This window comes from Pelotalea chapellei, assembly GCF_018531195.1.
Lineage (GTDB): Bacteria > Desulfobacterota > Desulfuromonadia > Geobacterales > Pseudopelobacteraceae > Pelotalea > Pelotalea chapellei.
In genome coordinates, this window is sequence record NZ_JAHDYS010000011.1 from 116622 (window position 1) to 131959 (window position 15338).

A 15338-nucleotide genomic window follows, 5' to 3' on the forward strand; every position below is an offset into this window, starting at 1 on the left:
ACAGCTATGAGCAACAAAATCAGATAATTATGCGCGAATCATCACAAGAAGCATCTTGAACGGCTTGACTGCCTTGAGCGAATGGGGCTTGTTGGCAGGCATGATGATCATCTGTCCGGCAGCCACCGTATGCTCGGCACCCTCTATGTTCACCAGTGCCTCGCCATCCACCACCTGCACAAAAGCATCATAGGGTGCGGTGTGTTCCGAGAGCCCCTGACCGGCATCAAAGGAAAACAACGTAACCGTCCCGATCTTCTTGTCGATCAGCGTCTTGCTGACCACCGAACCTTGTGCGTAAGCGACCAGTTCACTCATGGTAAATGCATTGCCGATTAAATCCATAGTGCCTCCCTTTATTGATCTGGTTGAATAATAACGCCCGGGTAATGGGCAGGCAACAAAAAAGGCAGGGAACCGAAATCCCCTGCCTTTTGTTCATGCAGCCATATTGCCTAAGATCTCCTTCTTTTCGTCCTGGTCGTACAGAACTCCCGGAGCACGAAAAGCTATCTTTCTTAGTACATTCCGCCGCCCATTCCGCCCATGCCGCCCATACCGCCGGGCATTGCAGGCATTGCAGCCTCATCCTTGGGCTTCTCGGCGATCAGAGCCTCGGTGGTCAGCATCAGACCAGCGATGGAAGAAGCATTCTGCAGAGCCGAACGGGAAACCTTGGTCGGATCGATGATACCGGCTTGGATCATGTCAACATACTCGTCGGATGCTGCGTCATATCCGAAAGCGTCTTTGCCGTTTTTGACCTTGTCGACAACGATGGAAGCATCGATGCCGGCATTGTCTGCGATCTGACGGATCGGAGCTTCGAGAGAAGCTTTGACCACGGTCACGCCGAACTGCTGCTCGGTGGAGAGTGCCAGACCGTCCAGAGCGGACAGAGCACGGATATAAGCAACGCCGCCGCCAGGGACAATGCCCTCGTCAACAGCTGCGCGGGTAGCATGCAGAGCATCTTCCACGCGGGCTTTCTTCTCTTTCATTTCAACTTCGGTAGCAGCACCGACCTTGATCACGGCTACGCCGCCAACCAGTTTAGCCAGACGCTCCTGCAGCTTTTCCTTGTCGTAGTCGCTGGAGGTTTCGTCGATCTGGGCACGGATCATCTTCACGCGACCCTGGATGGCGTCTTCTTTGCCGTCGCCGTCGATGATGGTGGTGTTGTCTTTGTCAACGGTGATGCGTTTGGCGCGGCCGAGCATATCCATGGTGGTCTGATCGAGTTTGAAGCCGACTTCTTCGGAGATCACCTGGCCGCCGGTCAGAACAGCGATATCTTCCAGCATGGCCTTGCGGCGGTCGCCGAAACCTGGAGCCTTGACAGCACAGACGTTCAGCACGCCGCGCAGTTTGTTGACAACCAGCGTAGCAAGAGCTTCGCCGTCGATGTCTTCGGCAATGATCAACAGAGGACGGCCGGACTTGGCGGTCTGCTCAAGAACCGGGAGCAGGTCCTTCATGTTGGAGATCTTCTTGTCGTGGATCAGGATCAGCGCGTTCTCAAGAGCAGCTTCCATGCGCTCAGGATCGGAAACAAAGTAAGGGGAGAGGTAGCCGCGGTCGAACTGCATACCTTCGACTGTTTCCAGGCTGGTATCCATGGACTTTGCTTCTTCAACAGTAATGACGCCTTCTTTGCCGACTTTTTCCATTGCTTCGGCAATGATGTCGCCGATGGTCTTGTCATTGTTGGCGGAGATGGTGCCGACCTGGGCGATTTCCTTGTGGTCTTTGATCGGCTTGGAGATTTTCTGCAGTTCGGCCACGATGGTCTCAACAGCCTTGTCGATGCCGCGCTTGATTTCCATAGGGTTGTGACCGGCAGCAACCAGCTTGGAGCCCTGGCGGTAAATAGCCTGGGCCAGAACGGTAGCTGTGGTGGTGCCGTCACCGGCAACATCGGAAGTCTTGGAAGCAACTTCCTTGACCAGCTGTGCGCCCATGTTTTCGAATTTGTCTTCCAGCTCGATTTCCTTGGCAACAGTCACGCCGTCCTTGGTGATCAGCGGGGAACCGTAGGATTTGTCGATAACAACGTTGCGGCCTTTGGGACCGAGAGTAACCTTGACAGCATCAGCCAGAGTATTTACACCTTTAAGAATGGCGTTGCGGCCATCCTGGTCAAACTTGATAATCTTTGCAGCCATGATGTTCCTCCATAATTGTTTTTATATTGGTAGGGGCGAACGGCGTTCACCCTGATTTGCTTTGCGGATTTTAAACTACTGAATGACAGCGAGAATGTCGTCTTCTCTCATCATCAGGTAATCTTCTCCATCCACTTTTACTTCTGTGCCGGCATATTTGCCGAAGAGCACCATGTCGCCGACTTTAACGTCCAGCGGCAGTACCTTGCCGTCTTCAGTTTTCTTGCCATTGCCGACTGCCACGATCTCGCCGCGCTGCGGTTTCTCTTTAGCAGTTTCGGGGATGAAAAGTCCTCCGGCGGTCTTGGTCTCTTCTTCAACCCTCTTGACGATGATGCGATCCTGCAGCGGTCTTAAATTCATCTTTCAGTTCTCCTTTCTAGCTTGATGATATTTTGGTTTACTGTCACAGACAGAATTAGCACTCAAACAACACGAGTGCTAGCACGTGTAAATATAGCAATCGAATTTTAAAAATCAAGGGGGCATTTAAAAAAATTTGAGAATCTCGAAATTGGCGGGGACGGCATGGTGGATCTTGGGAGGAACAGCATTAGCAGAAGGTTGAAAAAGATAGCCGGACTCACGGTGAATGAACCCGGCCTTAATTGCAACCGTTACAGCCGGTGCATTTCATACAAATCGTTAAAATTAAATTTTAAATCTTCCAACAGCTGCTTGCATGATATTAGCGAGTTCCTGAAGCTTGTTTGCCTCATCAGCCAATTCAGTCGCAGCGGCACTGTTTTCATTGGTAATGTTAGCTACTTTTTCTACTTGGCTGGCAAACTCATTACTGACGCTGCTTTGCTCTGAGAGTGCCTGTGAAATATAATTCACCACTGTATCAACCTGACTTTCCCCTTCCTTTATCTGACCAATGGCAACACCGGCTTGATTGGCCAGTGACACTCCCTGGTTGACCCGATCCACGGTACTCACCATGGCATCAACTGCAGAGTGGGCACTCTGTTGCATAGCCCCAATCATGCCTGAAATTTCTTTAGTCGCTTTGGTGGTTCGTTCAGCCAGTGCCCGCACTTCGTCGGCCACAACTGCGAAGCCGCGTCCTTGTTCACCAGCACGGGCAGCCTCGATAGCCGCGTTCAATGCAAGCAGATTAGTCTGATCAGCAATATCCTCAATAGTATTTACAATCTCTCCGATTTGATTTGAATGCTGAGAAACTTCTTCAATGGTATGTGAGGCATGGCGCACACTATCTGCGATACGTGTCATTTCGGCGGCGGCCTGAGTAATAATCGTCCCACCCTCAGTGGAAAGTTTTCCGGATTGACGCGAAATTTCAAGGGCTTCGCGCGCCCTATCGGAAACATGACTGATGCTGACGGTCATTTCTTCGACTGCGGCCGCCATGGCGGAAGTCGATATGCTTTGATTGGAAACACTCACCGAAACCTGACTTGAAGTAGACCATATGCTTTGGGACGATTCCAATACCTTGGCGACACTCTCAAGAACCTCTTTAAAAGTCTGCTGGAGAGCTATCATAAGATCATCAAAAGCCTGGGCCGTAACGCCGACCTCATCTGTACTGGTAACGGTCACGCGACTGGTAAAGTCACCGGTCTGCTCGACATCGGTAATAGTGGTACGCATCTGGTTCAGAGGTTTGGTGATGGAGCGGATAATGAAAAAAGAGCAACACACCCCCAGCAGGACGACGACACAACCCAGCAGGATCGCCATATTTCGTGTTGTCACGGCAGCTTTCTCGATCCTGGCAATACTTGATTCGAGCTTCACCTGCTGATGATCATCAAGCCTCTTTAGTGCATTCAGATAGGGATCAAGCATTGGGACCATTTCTTCGCCAGCCACATAGGTGGCCTCATCACGTTTCCCTGCTTGAAGAAGTTTCATCACCTTCTCAAGACCTTCAATATATATCCCACGATGCTTTTTCATTTCAGCCAGAAGCTTTCCATCCTGTGGTGAGTTGCTTAATGACTTGTTCAAGGAGTCAAAAACCTTGGCACTCGCCTGATTTCTCTCTTCGATCTGTTTTATGACAGTGGCATGGTGGTCGCTGTTGGTGGACAGAAGCATCTCCATACTGGAAATACCGTTATCCTTGACGGTTGTGACAATACTGACCGCACTCTTGCTGTTGGCGATATCAGCTTCTATCTGCCGGGCCGCAGTGGACACAGATACCAACTGCACCCCCACAAAGGTTATCAATAGCACCACCAACAGTAAAATGAGCCCAAAACCGGCAGCCAGTTTGGTTCCAATTTTCATGGTCAGAATAGTCATTCAAAACCCCCGATACTCCCATAAGCGACGCTGCAATTAATCTATTGTTGCGACCAAACATCCATGATTGAGGCACTCACGCGAACCATGAAATTAATTATCGAGTTCACTCGTAATTTTCTGACATTTCGTATAGCGCTCTTTCTGAATACCACCCGCTATTTTCTTTGCCGCTTCGTCGTTTCCTTTCAAAATAGCAGGAACCAGTTCAGTCTCACGGGTATGCTTGAAAGCTGCCCAATTTTCTTTTAGCTCCTTGAACTGTGCTTCTTTCCCGGCAGGTGCTTTCATCTTGGCAAGTTGCGCACTTACCGCATCAGCCGTGTTCTTTACAAGCTTCTGCTGATCTGCGCCTCGTTTTTCCTTATGCAACATCATTTCGATCAGTGACTCTCGAGCTGCGCTTAACTTGGTTCTCAATTCGCCAAACTCACCCGCCTGGGCTGAAAATGCAAACCCGATCACCATTAATGCAAGAAATACCGAGAACTTTTTTTTCATAAATCACCTTTCCGCAAAGCATTTTTTTGAGATAAAAAAACGGACCACCTGCTGTCGCGTGAGTGCTTCTGAGAATTAAGCAGTTTTGGACGCCCGTAAAGCGCGCCAGGCCGCCTTCTGACTGGCGAATACTGTCATGCTGCTAATTTGCTGTCAATATAATATTAATGAGAATTCAATACATTCTAATGAAAGCCCAAGGTGGAATTTCAGAAGGAACAACTATGTCTGCATTCTCCCTCACCCGCTGATTTATCAGCTGATTTCCCTTTGACTTTCCAATACCCGGTCTGCTACAACTTTCCCCACATTTGACGACCAATCGGTTTTGGTGCCGCACTCACATGCGGTTAAAAGGGAAGAGGGTGTAACTCCCTCGCTGTCCCGCAACTGTAACAGGCGATGAAAGCCGCAATAAAGTCACTGGGAAATCCGGGAAGGCGCGGCGAGTAAAATGACCCTGGAGCCAGGAAACCTGCCACTCCGAAGCTTTTGGGAACCTCCGTGGAAAGAGGGGCCGAGGCCGGATTGTTTTTCAACCTCTGCTTCGAGCCCTTGTCCTTCACGGACAGGGGCTTTTTTATTTCTGGGGGTAAACATGTCACAGACCATATTCATCACCGGCGGCACCCGCAGCGGCAAGAGCCGGTACGCTGAACAGCGCGCGCTGGAATATGAAGCCCCGCTCTGCTACCTCGCCACAGCTCAGGCCCTGGATGGCGAGATGGATGATCGAATCACGCTTCATCAGAAACGCCGGGGAAGCGCATGGCACACCGTTGAGGAACCGCTGCAACTGCCCCTTGCACTGGCCAACTGCGACGGCAGATACAATGCAATACTGGTGGACTGCCTGACCCTCTGGCTCACCAACCTGCTCCTGCAAGATGACCAGCCAAGCAGAGAGAGCGAGCAGCGCATCATAGCAGGGGTGCAGGATTTATCTGTCACCCTGTCTGCCATGACCACCCCGGTTATCATCGTCTCCAATGAAGTCGGCATGGGTATTGTCCCGGAGCATCGCCTGGGACGCATATTCCGGGATATCGCCGGGCAGGCTAATCAGATCATTGCTGCCGGCGCGAGTGAAGCGTGGCTGGTGGCGAGCGGGATTCCACTACGGTTGAAATAACTATGGTACGGATTCAAACCGCCCTACGGACAGCAGAACCCCGGGCTTTGCCCGGACCCACCTTCTTTCTTTTGCTCGCCCAAAATAAAGAAGGCAAAGAAAACGGCGCCCCAAGCGCCACAGGCCCTGACGGGCTACCCTCCCTGCGCTGGCCACTGCGGGGTCGCCCCGAAACTCGCTGCGCTCAGACAGTCGGGACGCCCTGATCCGCAGCAGCCGTGCTCGCTCGGCTGGGGCGATGGGGGAAAGTCAAAAGCTAAATAAGAGTCTTATCGTTTTTGATTTTCTCCCCCTTCAGCGCAGCCGAGTGAGTAAGGCACCGGCGGGAAAAGACGGCCGACTGTCTGAGCGCAGCGAGTTTCGGCCGTCGCCGCCGATGCCGACGGAGCGAGGGAAGCCCGCAGGGCCTGTGGTGCAGGGGTGCCCTCCTTTGGTTACCTTCCTGGGCAAGCAGGAAAGTAACCGGGGGATGGGGGCAGAGCCCCGATCAACCATGCATCTGCAAGGGCGTGCCTGAACCGGCATCGAGCAACGACAGAACCCTGGGCTTTGCCCAGACCCACCTTCTTTCTTTTGCTCGCCCAAAATAAAGAAGGCAAAGAAAACGGCGCCCCAAGCGCCCCAGGCCCTGGCGGGCTTCCCTCCCTGCGCTGGCCGCTGCGGGGTCGCCCCGAAACTCGCTGCGCTCAGACAGTCGGGACGCCCTGATCCGCAGCAGCCGTGCTCGCTCGGCTGTGGCAATGGGGGAACGTCAAAAACGAAAACATCAACGGCAAACACACAGATACCTGTAGATCAGGAGGCTTTAACATGGACATCATTACTAGCGCGCTTGCCCGCATCACACCGGTTAACCAGAGCTTGATCGCCCAGGCCCAGCTCAAGCTCGACAACAAAACCAAACCTCCCGGCTCTCTCGGCAGACTGGAAGAGTTCGCCCGTCGCATGGCCGCTATCAGCGGCGTGATGGTGCCGGACACATCTAAAAAGGTCATTTTCACCTTTGCCGGTGACCATGGCATCGTTGAGGAGGGGATCTCCCTGTATCCCAGCGAAGTGACTGCACAGATGGTGTTCAACTTCCTGAATGGAGGTGCAGGGGTTAATGTGCTGGCACGCCACAGCGGTGTAGAGGTGCGGGTTGTGGATGTAGGAGTCGATCATGATTTCGGTGAAACACCCGGACTGATCCATCGCAAGGTGGCCCGCGGCACGCGCAACTTTGCCCAGGGTCCGGCCATGACCAGAGAGGAAGCCCTGGCCGCAATGCAGGTGGGCATCGACCTGGCCGACCAGTGTAAAGCCGAAGGAGTCGCCCTGGTGGGCACCGGAGAGATGGGCATCGGCAACACCTCCCCCTCCTCGGCCATCATCGCCGCCATTTCAGGGCTGGGCGTGCGGGAGCTGACCCACCGCGGCACCGGCATCAACAACGCCGCCCTGGAGAACAAGATTCGCGTTATCGAACAGGGCCTGACCCTGAACAGTCCCGACACGCAGGACCCGTTGGATGTATTGGCCAAGGTGGGAGGCCTGGAGATCGCCGCCATCGCCGGACTGGTGCTGGGCTGCGCCGCCAACTCCATCCCGGTGGTCATCGACGGCTTCATCTCCACCGCCGGCGCCCTGATCGCCTCGGAACTGCACCCCAACGTGCGGGACTACATCTTCGCCGCCCACCGCTCAGTGGAAATCGGCCACCGCGTCATGCTGGAGCGCATCGGCGCCGCGCCAATCCTGGACCTTGACCTGCGCCTGGGAGAAGGCACCGGAGCGGCCTTGGCCATGGGGTTGATTGAGGCGGGAGTGAAGGTGATGAAGGAGATGGCTACGTTTGATGAGGCTGGGGTGAGTCATTGAGCGCGGATTATAAGCCCAATAAAAAATTGGAATTGACAAATTTTTTCGATGTTTAGAGGGGCATATGGAAAAAACATATGTAGGTCGGCAACTAAACGATTCGGTTACTGTTAGTGATTTATTAAACGGGCAGTCAGTGGCAACAATTCAAATACCATATTTGCTTACAGAAGCGGATTTCTTACGCATTAAGGGTGGACAACCAATTACTTCTGCATCTGCTGCGATGCTATTATCAGGAGTAGTCGGCTATGCTATAAGCCTTGGCCCTAAAATTTCACCTGTGTTCGGCGGTGGCAAATTACAATTGGAGGCAGGAGAATCCAAAACTATAATTGCCGGGATAATCATTGCGATTGTTTTATATGTTATTGGATTTTTTTGCCCCAATGACAAAACACGGACACTGCAAAAGATTGAAAAACATTTTGATAAGGCTCAGCCATCTTCTCATATTGTCGGAGGTGTTTAATGATAACCCGAGCTAAGTTACCAGAGGATTATAAGCCTTTAGAAAAACTGTGTGTATGCAGTAACATTATGATTGGTGGCGGCCACTTAGTTGCAGTGGGCGACGTATTACCACTCCTTGTCGGTAGCGGCAAGGTTCCTATGATCTGGCTTGAAGCGCCGATGGATCAAACCGGCAAAAATTATGTTCCACTTGTCGCAGCGTCAGTTGCGTTGCATCCTGCGGTTAATGTTACTAGCGATGGGAATGCTCTTACTGTTTTTGTAGGTGGTTCTCAAGTGCTCCATGTAGTTCAGAATGAAGCAGAAGTGGCTGAAATCGATATTTTGGATCTTCGGCCAATCGGCCTGAACATTTTCGGGAACCCAGATTCGATGACAGTAGGCGGTTCAACTTTTTCTCAAAACACCTTTAGTGGTGGTGGAACTTTTCTATCTTTCGGTATTTAAACGAACAGTAATAAGGGGACAGGCTGAATATACGAAAAAATGTCAGCAATAAACAGCCTGTCCCCTTATTGTCCTTGTCCCCTTATTGTCCTTCCGAGTTTAAACGTAGCAAAGCAGTTTGTACCAACGGCAGCGGGACGGAATAAGACACAGCCGAACGCAACTTAAGGATATGAAATGGATACTGCAACTAAAAATAAATTTCTTGGCCGAAAGAAACATCTCGAACTACTAATGTCAGAACATGCTTTAAAAACGGTCTCGAATTCTGAAAATGTTGATCTCTTTTCACAGTTCAGAATGTCAGCAATTCATTTAGAACATGCTCTGCTGCTTGATTTTGCAAATGATCACGGCTTGAAGTTGTAAGGCTATAACAACTAAAAAGAAATCCATTATGTAAGCCGTGACAGCCGTGAGAACCGCGGAGTTACCGCCGGTGTGGTCTGGTGGAGTGACAGCAACGAAAGAAGAGAGGATATCTCAGGTAGACCGTTGGACACCGATCGGGCGAAAAACCTCCCGGACGGACTCAATCGGTCAACCCATTGGATTACACTACTGCTGCGCACATCATATATTCAAATGAAGAGGAGTTGACTTGAACATTGAAGAAGGTAACGAAACCGATGTTCGTGAAGAGGTAGCGACACCGCTATTGTCCGCCTTAGGTTATGCGCGGGGCACATCCAACGACATTGCGCACAGTAATAAGGGGACAGGCTGAATATACGTGACAGTAATAAGGGGACAGGCTGAATATACGAAAAAATGTCAGCAATAAACAGCCTGTCCCCTTATTGTCCTTGTCCCCTTATTGTCCTTGTCTGCTACTTCCCTGACGAGAGAACCGCCGAAGAATTTATCGCTGTCGACTCAAGGCGCTACCTCGTTGATATTCAGCAGTTTCACAACGCAGCCTGCAAACTTACAAGTGCTTTATGGGGCTGAGTTTGCGAGCCAAAACCAAACCCGTTAGCCGAAAGCACAACAAAAGCAAAGGAGGAAAAGAGCTATGCCCAAGACAAACACAAGTCATTTCATGCGACGCATTCTGACCATCCTGCTTTTCATGGGAATGATCATTTCCCCAATACCCCGGCCAGCAGCGGCCAATGACCTGACACCGCTCTCCATCACCCTGGAAGGCTATGACTACCCCTACCCCGTCAGCTTTCTGCCCTTGTCCACGGAAGGGCAGGACCTGAAGATGGCCTACATGGATGTGCAGCCGCGTGGCGGCGGGAATGGCAAAACCGTGGTCCTGCTGCACGGTAAGAACTTTTTTGGTGCCTACTGGCAAAAGACGATAGCGTTCCTTGCCGACAACGGATACCGGGTCGTGGTGCCGGACCAGATCGGCTTCGGAAAATCGTCCAAGCCGAACATCCATTACAGCTTTCACGCCCTGGCGGCGAACACCAAAAAACTCCTCGATACGCTGGGCATCAAAGAGGTAACCGTTGTCGGCCATTCCATGGGTGGCATGCTGGCCACCAGGTTTGCCCTCATGTACCCGGAGACCGCGACCAGGCTTGTACTGGAAAACCCGATCGGGCTGGAGGACTATCGCCCGATTGTTCCTTTCATTCCGGTGGATGAGCAATACCGCGCCGAGTTGAATGCCACCGCCGAAGGAATCCTGGCCTATCACCGCACCTACTTTGTGAACTGGCGCCCGGAATTCGGCGCATACGCAGAGGTTGCTGCCCGGCAGAAGTTAAGCGGAGAGTTTCCCCGCCTGGCGATGTCATCGGCGCTTACCTACGAGATGATCTATGAGCAGCCGGTCTGCCATGAGTTCGGAAACGTAAAGGCAAAGACCCTTTTGATCATCGGCCAGGCAGATAGAACCGTCGTTGGCAAGGCACGGGTGAAAAAGGAACTGCTGCCGCAGGTGGGCCAGTACCCGGAGTTGGGGCGCAAAACAGCCCGGCAGATACCGCGGGCTCGTTTGGTGGCGCTGGACAATGCCGGCCATATCCCCCACATGGAGCAAACAGAAAAGTTCCACGGAGCCCTGCTCGATTTTCTGAAGGAACAGGACTAGCACTTTGTAACTCTTCAAATTCGCAACCACTCCCCCCTCCCAACCTCCCCCCGCTTGGGTGAGGAGCGTATTCCCTCCCCAGGAGGGGGAGGGCCAGGGAGGAGGCTTTACATGTTACAGAGTACTAGCAGCGCATTTCGAATGAGGAACGCAACCATGGGCAATGCAGACATCATCAGGACCGATGAGGTATTGGTACGCGAGATGGAACTGGCTGATGGGGCTGCAACGGAGTGGCACTTCCACAGCCAGGTTCACGATTATTTCGTCTGCCTGGAAGGAAAGGTTCTGGTGGAGACAAAGAATCCTGGACGCACGCTGGTTCTGGAACCGGGCCAGCGCTGCCAGGTGGCTCCCGGCGTGGTCCACCGGGTAGTCAACTCGGCTGTAGGAATTTCAAAATACCTGCTTGTTCAAGGGGTGGGCAAATACGACTTCTGCAAGGAGCAGGCATAAGGAAGGTTGGAGAAGGAAAATGAGGTATATCTTGACATCAACTGTTCCAAGTATGTCAAGGTGTAGACCTGATACTTAAGCCAATTGTTTGCGGTGAATATATTGGTCCGCAGCTTGGGCCAACAGGCCGGAACGAGTCATATGGTATTGCTCGGCATAACGGTCGATCTCATGCAGAAGGTTTTCCGGCAAGGTGATATTTACCCGCTTCGCTTTAACTTTGAGTTTGGCAAGATCAATATCTACCAAGAGCCAGACCCCTCCTTGATATTCTGGGTTAGAAGTCAATTGTTCTAACGATGTCGGCGCCGGTACGGGTATATCTTCGCCTTCAAAATAGACTTCTGCGGCCTCTTGGATCATGTGTGGCAAGTCCTCCCACTCGTCGGCGGCAGAGAAACAGCCGGGAAAGTCAGGAATAGTTACGCCGTGGGCGTGATTATCGTCTCCAATGTGAACATATGCGGGGTATAACATTTTACCTCCAATCCCAACCTGCTTGACGGAAGATGTTCCGCAAGGTTCCGGTTGGCATGTCTTTACGTGGATGTGGCACTACAACATGGCCAGCTATTGAGGGGTGTTTGTATTTTTGGTGGTCGCCTTTGCCGCCGACACAATACCAACCCTCGTTTTCAAGTCGCTTGATGATATCTTTGCTGGTCATAGCTAAATTTATACACATCGATACACACTGCGTCAATAGTGAATTGAGTATTTTCAACAGAGCGCAACACTGGCCCGGCCTGTGTACTCTCAACCATTATCTCCAATAAAACGCAACGAAAACCAGCTCCATAACCTAAGGACCCTATGCGCCTGTACCTGATCGCCATGCAGTTTCTGACCATCATCCCGCTCCCTTTTGACACCCGCTGTCAGAAGGATGATCTGGGACGGTCGCTGGCCGTGTTTCCCCTGGCCGGTCTGACCATCGGGGCGCTGCTGGCGGGGTTGAACTGGCTGATTGCTCCCTGGCTGGCGCGGCCGCTGGCCGATGCCCTGCTGATCGCAGCCCTGGCCGGGCTGACCGGCGCGCTGCACCTGGATGGCCTGGCGGATGTGTGTGACGGGCTGGCTGCCCGGGGTGGGCGCGAGCGCTTTCTGGCGGTGATGAAGGATTCCCACACCGGTGCGGTGGGCGCGGTGGGCATTACCCTGGGGCTGCTGCTGAAATGGCAGGCGCTGGTGGCGGTCCCCGTCGAGGTCAAGTGGCAGGCCCTGCTGCTGTTTCCGCTGTTGGCCCGCTACGGGCAGGTGCAGACGATTGTCTTTGCCCGCTCCGCCCGCCAGGAAGGGCTCGGCTCGGCCTTTGTGGGGGGCGCCACCGCTTCCCGTCTGGTGGTGGCCGGGGTGATCACCCTGGCCGGCGCCTGGCTGCTGCTGGGATTCTGCGGCCTGGCTCTCTGCCTTAAGGTCGCTGCCATCACCTGGCTGCTCAAAGCCTGGTCCCACCGCCGACTGGGCGGAATTACCGGCGACGTGGTCGGCTGCATCAATGAGCTGAACGAGATCCTGGTGCTGATCCTGCTGCCGGTGCTGCTGCAGGTTTTGACCTAAGCTGGACAAGCTAAACCAGACAATCCTGGTTCACGCGGAGAACGCGGAGTAAACCAGGAAAAGCTTTGGGGCTTTACTTGAAACGAAAAACTTCGATTTTGACTTTCTCCGCGTTCTCTGCGACTTGCCTAGAGGCACCTACTTCTGGCCGCGTGAGAAAAAGTTTTTAACCTGATCTCTCGCCCGCTGCGTTAAGGCGCCAAGGCGCAAAGAAAGGCTAACTTCTGCTATTTTCTTTTGAAAGTCTTGCCTTTCTTAGCGTCTTTGCGGCTCCGCGTGATAATGGCTTTGCTTTTAATAAAAGTTATCGAAAAGGTTCTCTCTGTGCCTGCGCCTCCGCGTGAGAACGGTTTGTCCATAACGACTCAAACATCACGAGCTTAGATGACAGAACAGATCACACCACAGCAGCCGACCGCCCTGCTGGAGTCCTTCTCCACAGGACCGTTCGCCCACTCCTTCCGCTTTGAAGGCCAGGAGTCGGTCATAACGGCCGCCACCCTTGAGCAGGTAATTCCGGCCCTGACCCAGGTTGAGCAGGCGGTTGCCCGGGGACGGCACGCGGTTGGTTTTATTGCCTATGAAGCCGCGGCCGCACTTAACCCGGAACTGGCCACCAAGGCGCCGGGAAACCTGCCGCTGATCTGGTTCGGCATCTTCAGGGAGCGGATCTCGTGTCTCCCCGGCAGCAACGGCTCTGCTGTCCCTGCCGGCGACATGTCGCCTCCTGAGCTTGCCATTACTCGGGAAAGCTACACCAGCTCGGTAGAAGAAATCCGCGAAGCCATCGCCCGGGGCGACACCTATCAGGTCAATTACACCACCCGTCAACGTTTCTCCGTCGCGGGTGACACTTTCAGCCTCTACCGCCGCATGTGCCGCAACCAGCAGGCTCCCTTCTGTGCCTGGCTGGATATCGGGAGCCACCAGATTCTGTCCGCCTCGCCGGAGCTGTTTTTCTCCCTGCAGGGCGACCTGATTACCATGAAGCCGATGAAAGGCACCGCCGCACGCCTGCCTGACGCGGATGCCGACCAGCGCCAGCGGGACCAGTTGAACGCCAGCCCCAAAGAGCGGGCCGAGAACCTGATGATCGTGGATCTGATCCGCAACGATCTCTCCATGATCGCCGAAACCGGCAGCGTTACTGTTCCAACGCTCTTTGAGGTGGAGACGTTTCCGACCGTGCATCAAATGACCTCAACAGTGACCGCCCAAGTCAGGCCGCAGACAGGTTTGATCGACATCCTGCGGGCGCTATTCCCCTGCGGGTCGGTCACAGGTGCTCCCAAGCGGCGCACCATGGAAATTATCTCAGAGTTGGAAACATCCCCCCGCGGCGTCTATTGCGGGGCGATCGGTTATGTCTCACCCGGCCGCGAGGCGCTCTTCAGCGTGGCAATCCGCACCGCAGTAATCGATACAACCACAGGAACCGGCGAGATAGGCATCGGCAGCGGCATCACCTGGGATTCTGACCCAGAAGCGGAATATCGGGAATGCCTGGCAAAGAGCGCGTTCATGTACCGCGATTCGCAGCCGTTCCAGCTGATCGAGTCTATCAGGCATGACGCGAATGGTTACCTGTTGCTGGAACGGCATCTGGCGCGACTTTCGAATTCAGCGGATCATTTCGGTTTCAGGTTCGATAGCGACAACCTGGCCGCACGACTTGACGAGGTGGGGCGGAATCTGGCCGGCCCGCACAAGGTGCGTGTCCTGCTGACTGCAGACGGGAGCATCTCTGTCGAGGCACAACCCATAAGCGGCCCGTTTAACCACCCTCCCCTTCAAGTGGAGGGTGGGGGTGGGGATGGGGTAGAAGGGGAAGGAACAAAAAGCCGACTGGCAATTTCGGACCAACGCATGGACTCTTCCGACCCGTTCCTCTACCACAAGACCACCCACCGGGAATTGTACGAGCGGGAGCTGCGGCAGCACCCGGACTGCTACGACGTCATCTTCCTTAACGAAAGAGACGAGATTACCGAAGGCTGCTTCAACAACATCGTGATCCGGCTGGAAGGAGAGCTGCTGAGCCCCACCCTTTCCTCCGGTCTGCTGCCGGGAGTGCTGCGGCAGGAGCTACTGGAGGCCGGTGCAGTCCGTGAAGCGGTGCTGACCATGAAGGACCTGCTGGCCGCGGAGAAGATCTGGCTGATCAATTCAGTGCGCGGCTGGCGGGAGTGTAGACTTCCCCCCTCCTAGCCTCCCCCTTTAGGCCCTATGGGTCCGCTGGGGGGAGGAACAATTGTGCCCTTCTCCTACAGGCCAGAATCAGGAGAAATCGTGATGCTTTGCACCCCTGCCCAGGAGCCGTTGTTCCCTCCCCCAGCGGGGGAGCAACTGTGTTAGGTGTCAAGAGGTGTTATGTGTGTTGCATGAAATTCGGGTCCCACGGCACCATGTTTTT

At 53.6% G+C, this 15338-nt stretch carries 17 protein-coding genes and 1 riboswitch; of the genes, 10 read left to right on the forward strand and 7 right to left on the reverse strand.

Going from position 1 to position 15338, the window contains the following annotated elements; translation table 11 throughout:
• Nucleotides 1–27: 27 nt before the first annotated feature.
• The 5 genes from KJB30_RS12700 to KJB30_RS12720 form a co-directional block, all read right to left on the reverse strand.
• Nucleotides 28–345 carry a cupin domain-containing protein gene (locus KJB30_RS12700; RefSeq protein ID WP_214299848.1) on the reverse strand — a complete coding sequence of 106 codons (318 nt, stop codon included), beginning with the start codon at nucleotides 343–345 and terminating at the stop codon, nucleotides 28–30.
• Nucleotides 346–518: 173 nt separating this feature from the next.
• The gene (gene groL / locus KJB30_RS12705) at nucleotides 519–2165 is read right to left on the reverse strand and encodes a chaperonin GroEL (RefSeq protein ID WP_214299850.1); all 1647 of its coding nucleotides are present in this window, start codon (nucleotides 2163–2165) and stop codon (nucleotides 519–521) included.
• A 75-nt stretch (nucleotides 2166–2240) separates the two neighbouring features.
• Nucleotides 2241–2528 carry a co-chaperone GroES gene (groES, locus tag KJB30_RS12710; protein WP_214299852.1) on the reverse strand — a complete coding sequence of 96 codons (288 nt, stop codon included), beginning with the start codon at nucleotides 2526–2528 and terminating at the stop codon, nucleotides 2241–2243.
• A 288-nt stretch (nucleotides 2529–2816) separates the two neighbouring features.
• The gene (locus KJB30_RS12715; protein ID WP_214299854.1) at nucleotides 2817–4445 is read right to left on the reverse strand and encodes a methyl-accepting chemotaxis protein; all 1629 of its coding nucleotides are present in this window, start codon (nucleotides 4443–4445) and stop codon (nucleotides 2817–2819) included.
• Nucleotides 4446–4538: 93 nt separating this feature from the next.
• Nucleotides 4539–4946 carry a hypothetical protein gene (locus KJB30_RS12720; protein WP_214299856.1) on the reverse strand — a complete coding sequence of 136 codons (408 nt, stop codon included), beginning with the start codon at nucleotides 4944–4946 and terminating at the stop codon, nucleotides 4539–4541.
• Nucleotides 4947–5258: 312 nt separating this feature from the next.
• A riboswitch (cobalamin riboswitch) is annotated at nucleotides 5259–5443 on the forward strand.
• A gap of 101 nt (nucleotides 5444–5544) precedes the next feature.
• On the opposite strand from KJB30_RS12720, the gene cobU reads away from it, so the two are divergent.
• The 8 genes from cobU (at nucleotide 5545) to KJB30_RS12755 (ending at nucleotide 11365) form a co-directional block, all read left to right on the forward strand.
• Nucleotides 5545–6078 carry a bifunctional adenosylcobinamide kinase/adenosylcobinamide-phosphate guanylyltransferase gene (gene cobU, locus KJB30_RS12725; RefSeq protein WP_214299858.1) on the forward strand — a complete coding sequence of 178 codons (534 nt, stop codon included), beginning with the start codon at nucleotides 5545–5547 and terminating at the stop codon, nucleotides 6076–6078.
• 810 nt (nucleotides 6079–6888) lie between these two features.
• A complete protein-coding gene (gene cobT, locus KJB30_RS12730) occupies nucleotides 6889–7938 on the forward strand; it encodes a nicotinate-nucleotide--dimethylbenzimidazole phosphoribosyltransferase (protein ID WP_214299860.1) in 1050 nt (349 codons plus the stop codon).
• Nucleotides 7939–8002: 64 nt separating this feature from the next.
• Nucleotides 8003–8410 (forward strand): hypothetical protein, encoded by a 408-nt coding sequence (locus tag KJB30_RS12735; protein WP_214299861.1) that lies wholly within the window; start codon nucleotides 8003–8005, stop codon nucleotides 8408–8410.
• Complete coding sequence (locus KJB30_RS12740; RefSeq protein WP_214299863.1) at nucleotides 8410–8859, forward strand: hypothetical protein; 450 nt, start codon at nucleotides 8410–8412, stop codon at nucleotides 8857–8859. The genes KJB30_RS12735 and KJB30_RS12740 overlap by 1 nt, the downstream gene beginning before the upstream one ends.
• 177 nt (nucleotides 8860–9036) lie before the next feature.
• Entirely contained in the window at nucleotides 9037–9228 is a 192-nt protein-coding gene (locus KJB30_RS12745) for a hypothetical protein (protein WP_214299864.1), read from the forward strand.
• A gap of 232 nt (nucleotides 9229–9460) precedes the next feature.
• Nucleotides 9461–9586: a hypothetical protein gene (locus tag KJB30_RS18250; protein WP_281415637.1), complete on the forward strand. Its 126-nt coding sequence runs from the start codon at nucleotides 9461–9463 to the stop codon at nucleotides 9584–9586.
• A 288-nt stretch (nucleotides 9587–9874) separates the two neighbouring features.
• Nucleotides 9875–10909 (forward strand): alpha/beta fold hydrolase, encoded by a 1035-nt coding sequence (locus tag KJB30_RS12750; protein WP_214299866.1) that lies wholly within the window; start codon nucleotides 9875–9877, stop codon nucleotides 10907–10909.
• 111 nt (nucleotides 10910–11020) lie between these two features.
• On the forward strand, nucleotides 11021–11365 hold the full coding sequence (locus KJB30_RS12755; protein ID WP_214299868.1) for a cupin domain-containing protein: 345 nt from the start codon (nucleotides 11021–11023) through the stop codon (nucleotides 11363–11365).
• A 75-nt stretch (nucleotides 11366–11440) separates the two neighbouring features.
• Here the strand turns inward: KJB30_RS12755 and KJB30_RS12760 are convergent, their stop codons facing one another.
• Both KJB30_RS12760 and KJB30_RS18475 read right to left on the reverse strand, forming a co-directional pair.
• Nucleotides 11441–11842, reverse strand: a complete 402-nt coding sequence (locus tag KJB30_RS12760) for a type II toxin-antitoxin system HicB family antitoxin (RefSeq protein ID WP_214299870.1) — start codon at nucleotides 11840–11842, stop codon at nucleotides 11441–11443.
• 1 nt (nucleotide 11843) lies between these two features.
• Nucleotides 11844–12050: a type II toxin-antitoxin system HicA family toxin gene (locus KJB30_RS18475; protein ID WP_214299872.1), complete on the reverse strand. Its 207-nt coding sequence runs from the start codon at nucleotides 12048–12050 to the stop codon at nucleotides 11844–11846.
• Nucleotides 12051–12178: 128 nt separating this feature from the next.
• Between KJB30_RS18475 and cobS the strand changes: the two genes are divergently transcribed.
• Both cobS and pabB read left to right on the forward strand, forming a co-directional pair.
• Nucleotides 12179–12925, forward strand: a complete 747-nt coding sequence (gene cobS, locus KJB30_RS12770) for an adenosylcobinamide-GDP ribazoletransferase (RefSeq protein ID WP_214299874.1) — start codon at nucleotides 12179–12181, stop codon at nucleotides 12923–12925.
• 384 nt (nucleotides 12926–13309) lie between these two features.
• Complete coding sequence (gene pabB, locus KJB30_RS12775) at nucleotides 13310–15133, forward strand: aminodeoxychorismate synthase component I (protein WP_214299876.1); 1824 nt, start codon at nucleotides 13310–13312, stop codon at nucleotides 15131–15133.
• Nucleotides 15134–15338: the final 205 nt, after the last annotated feature.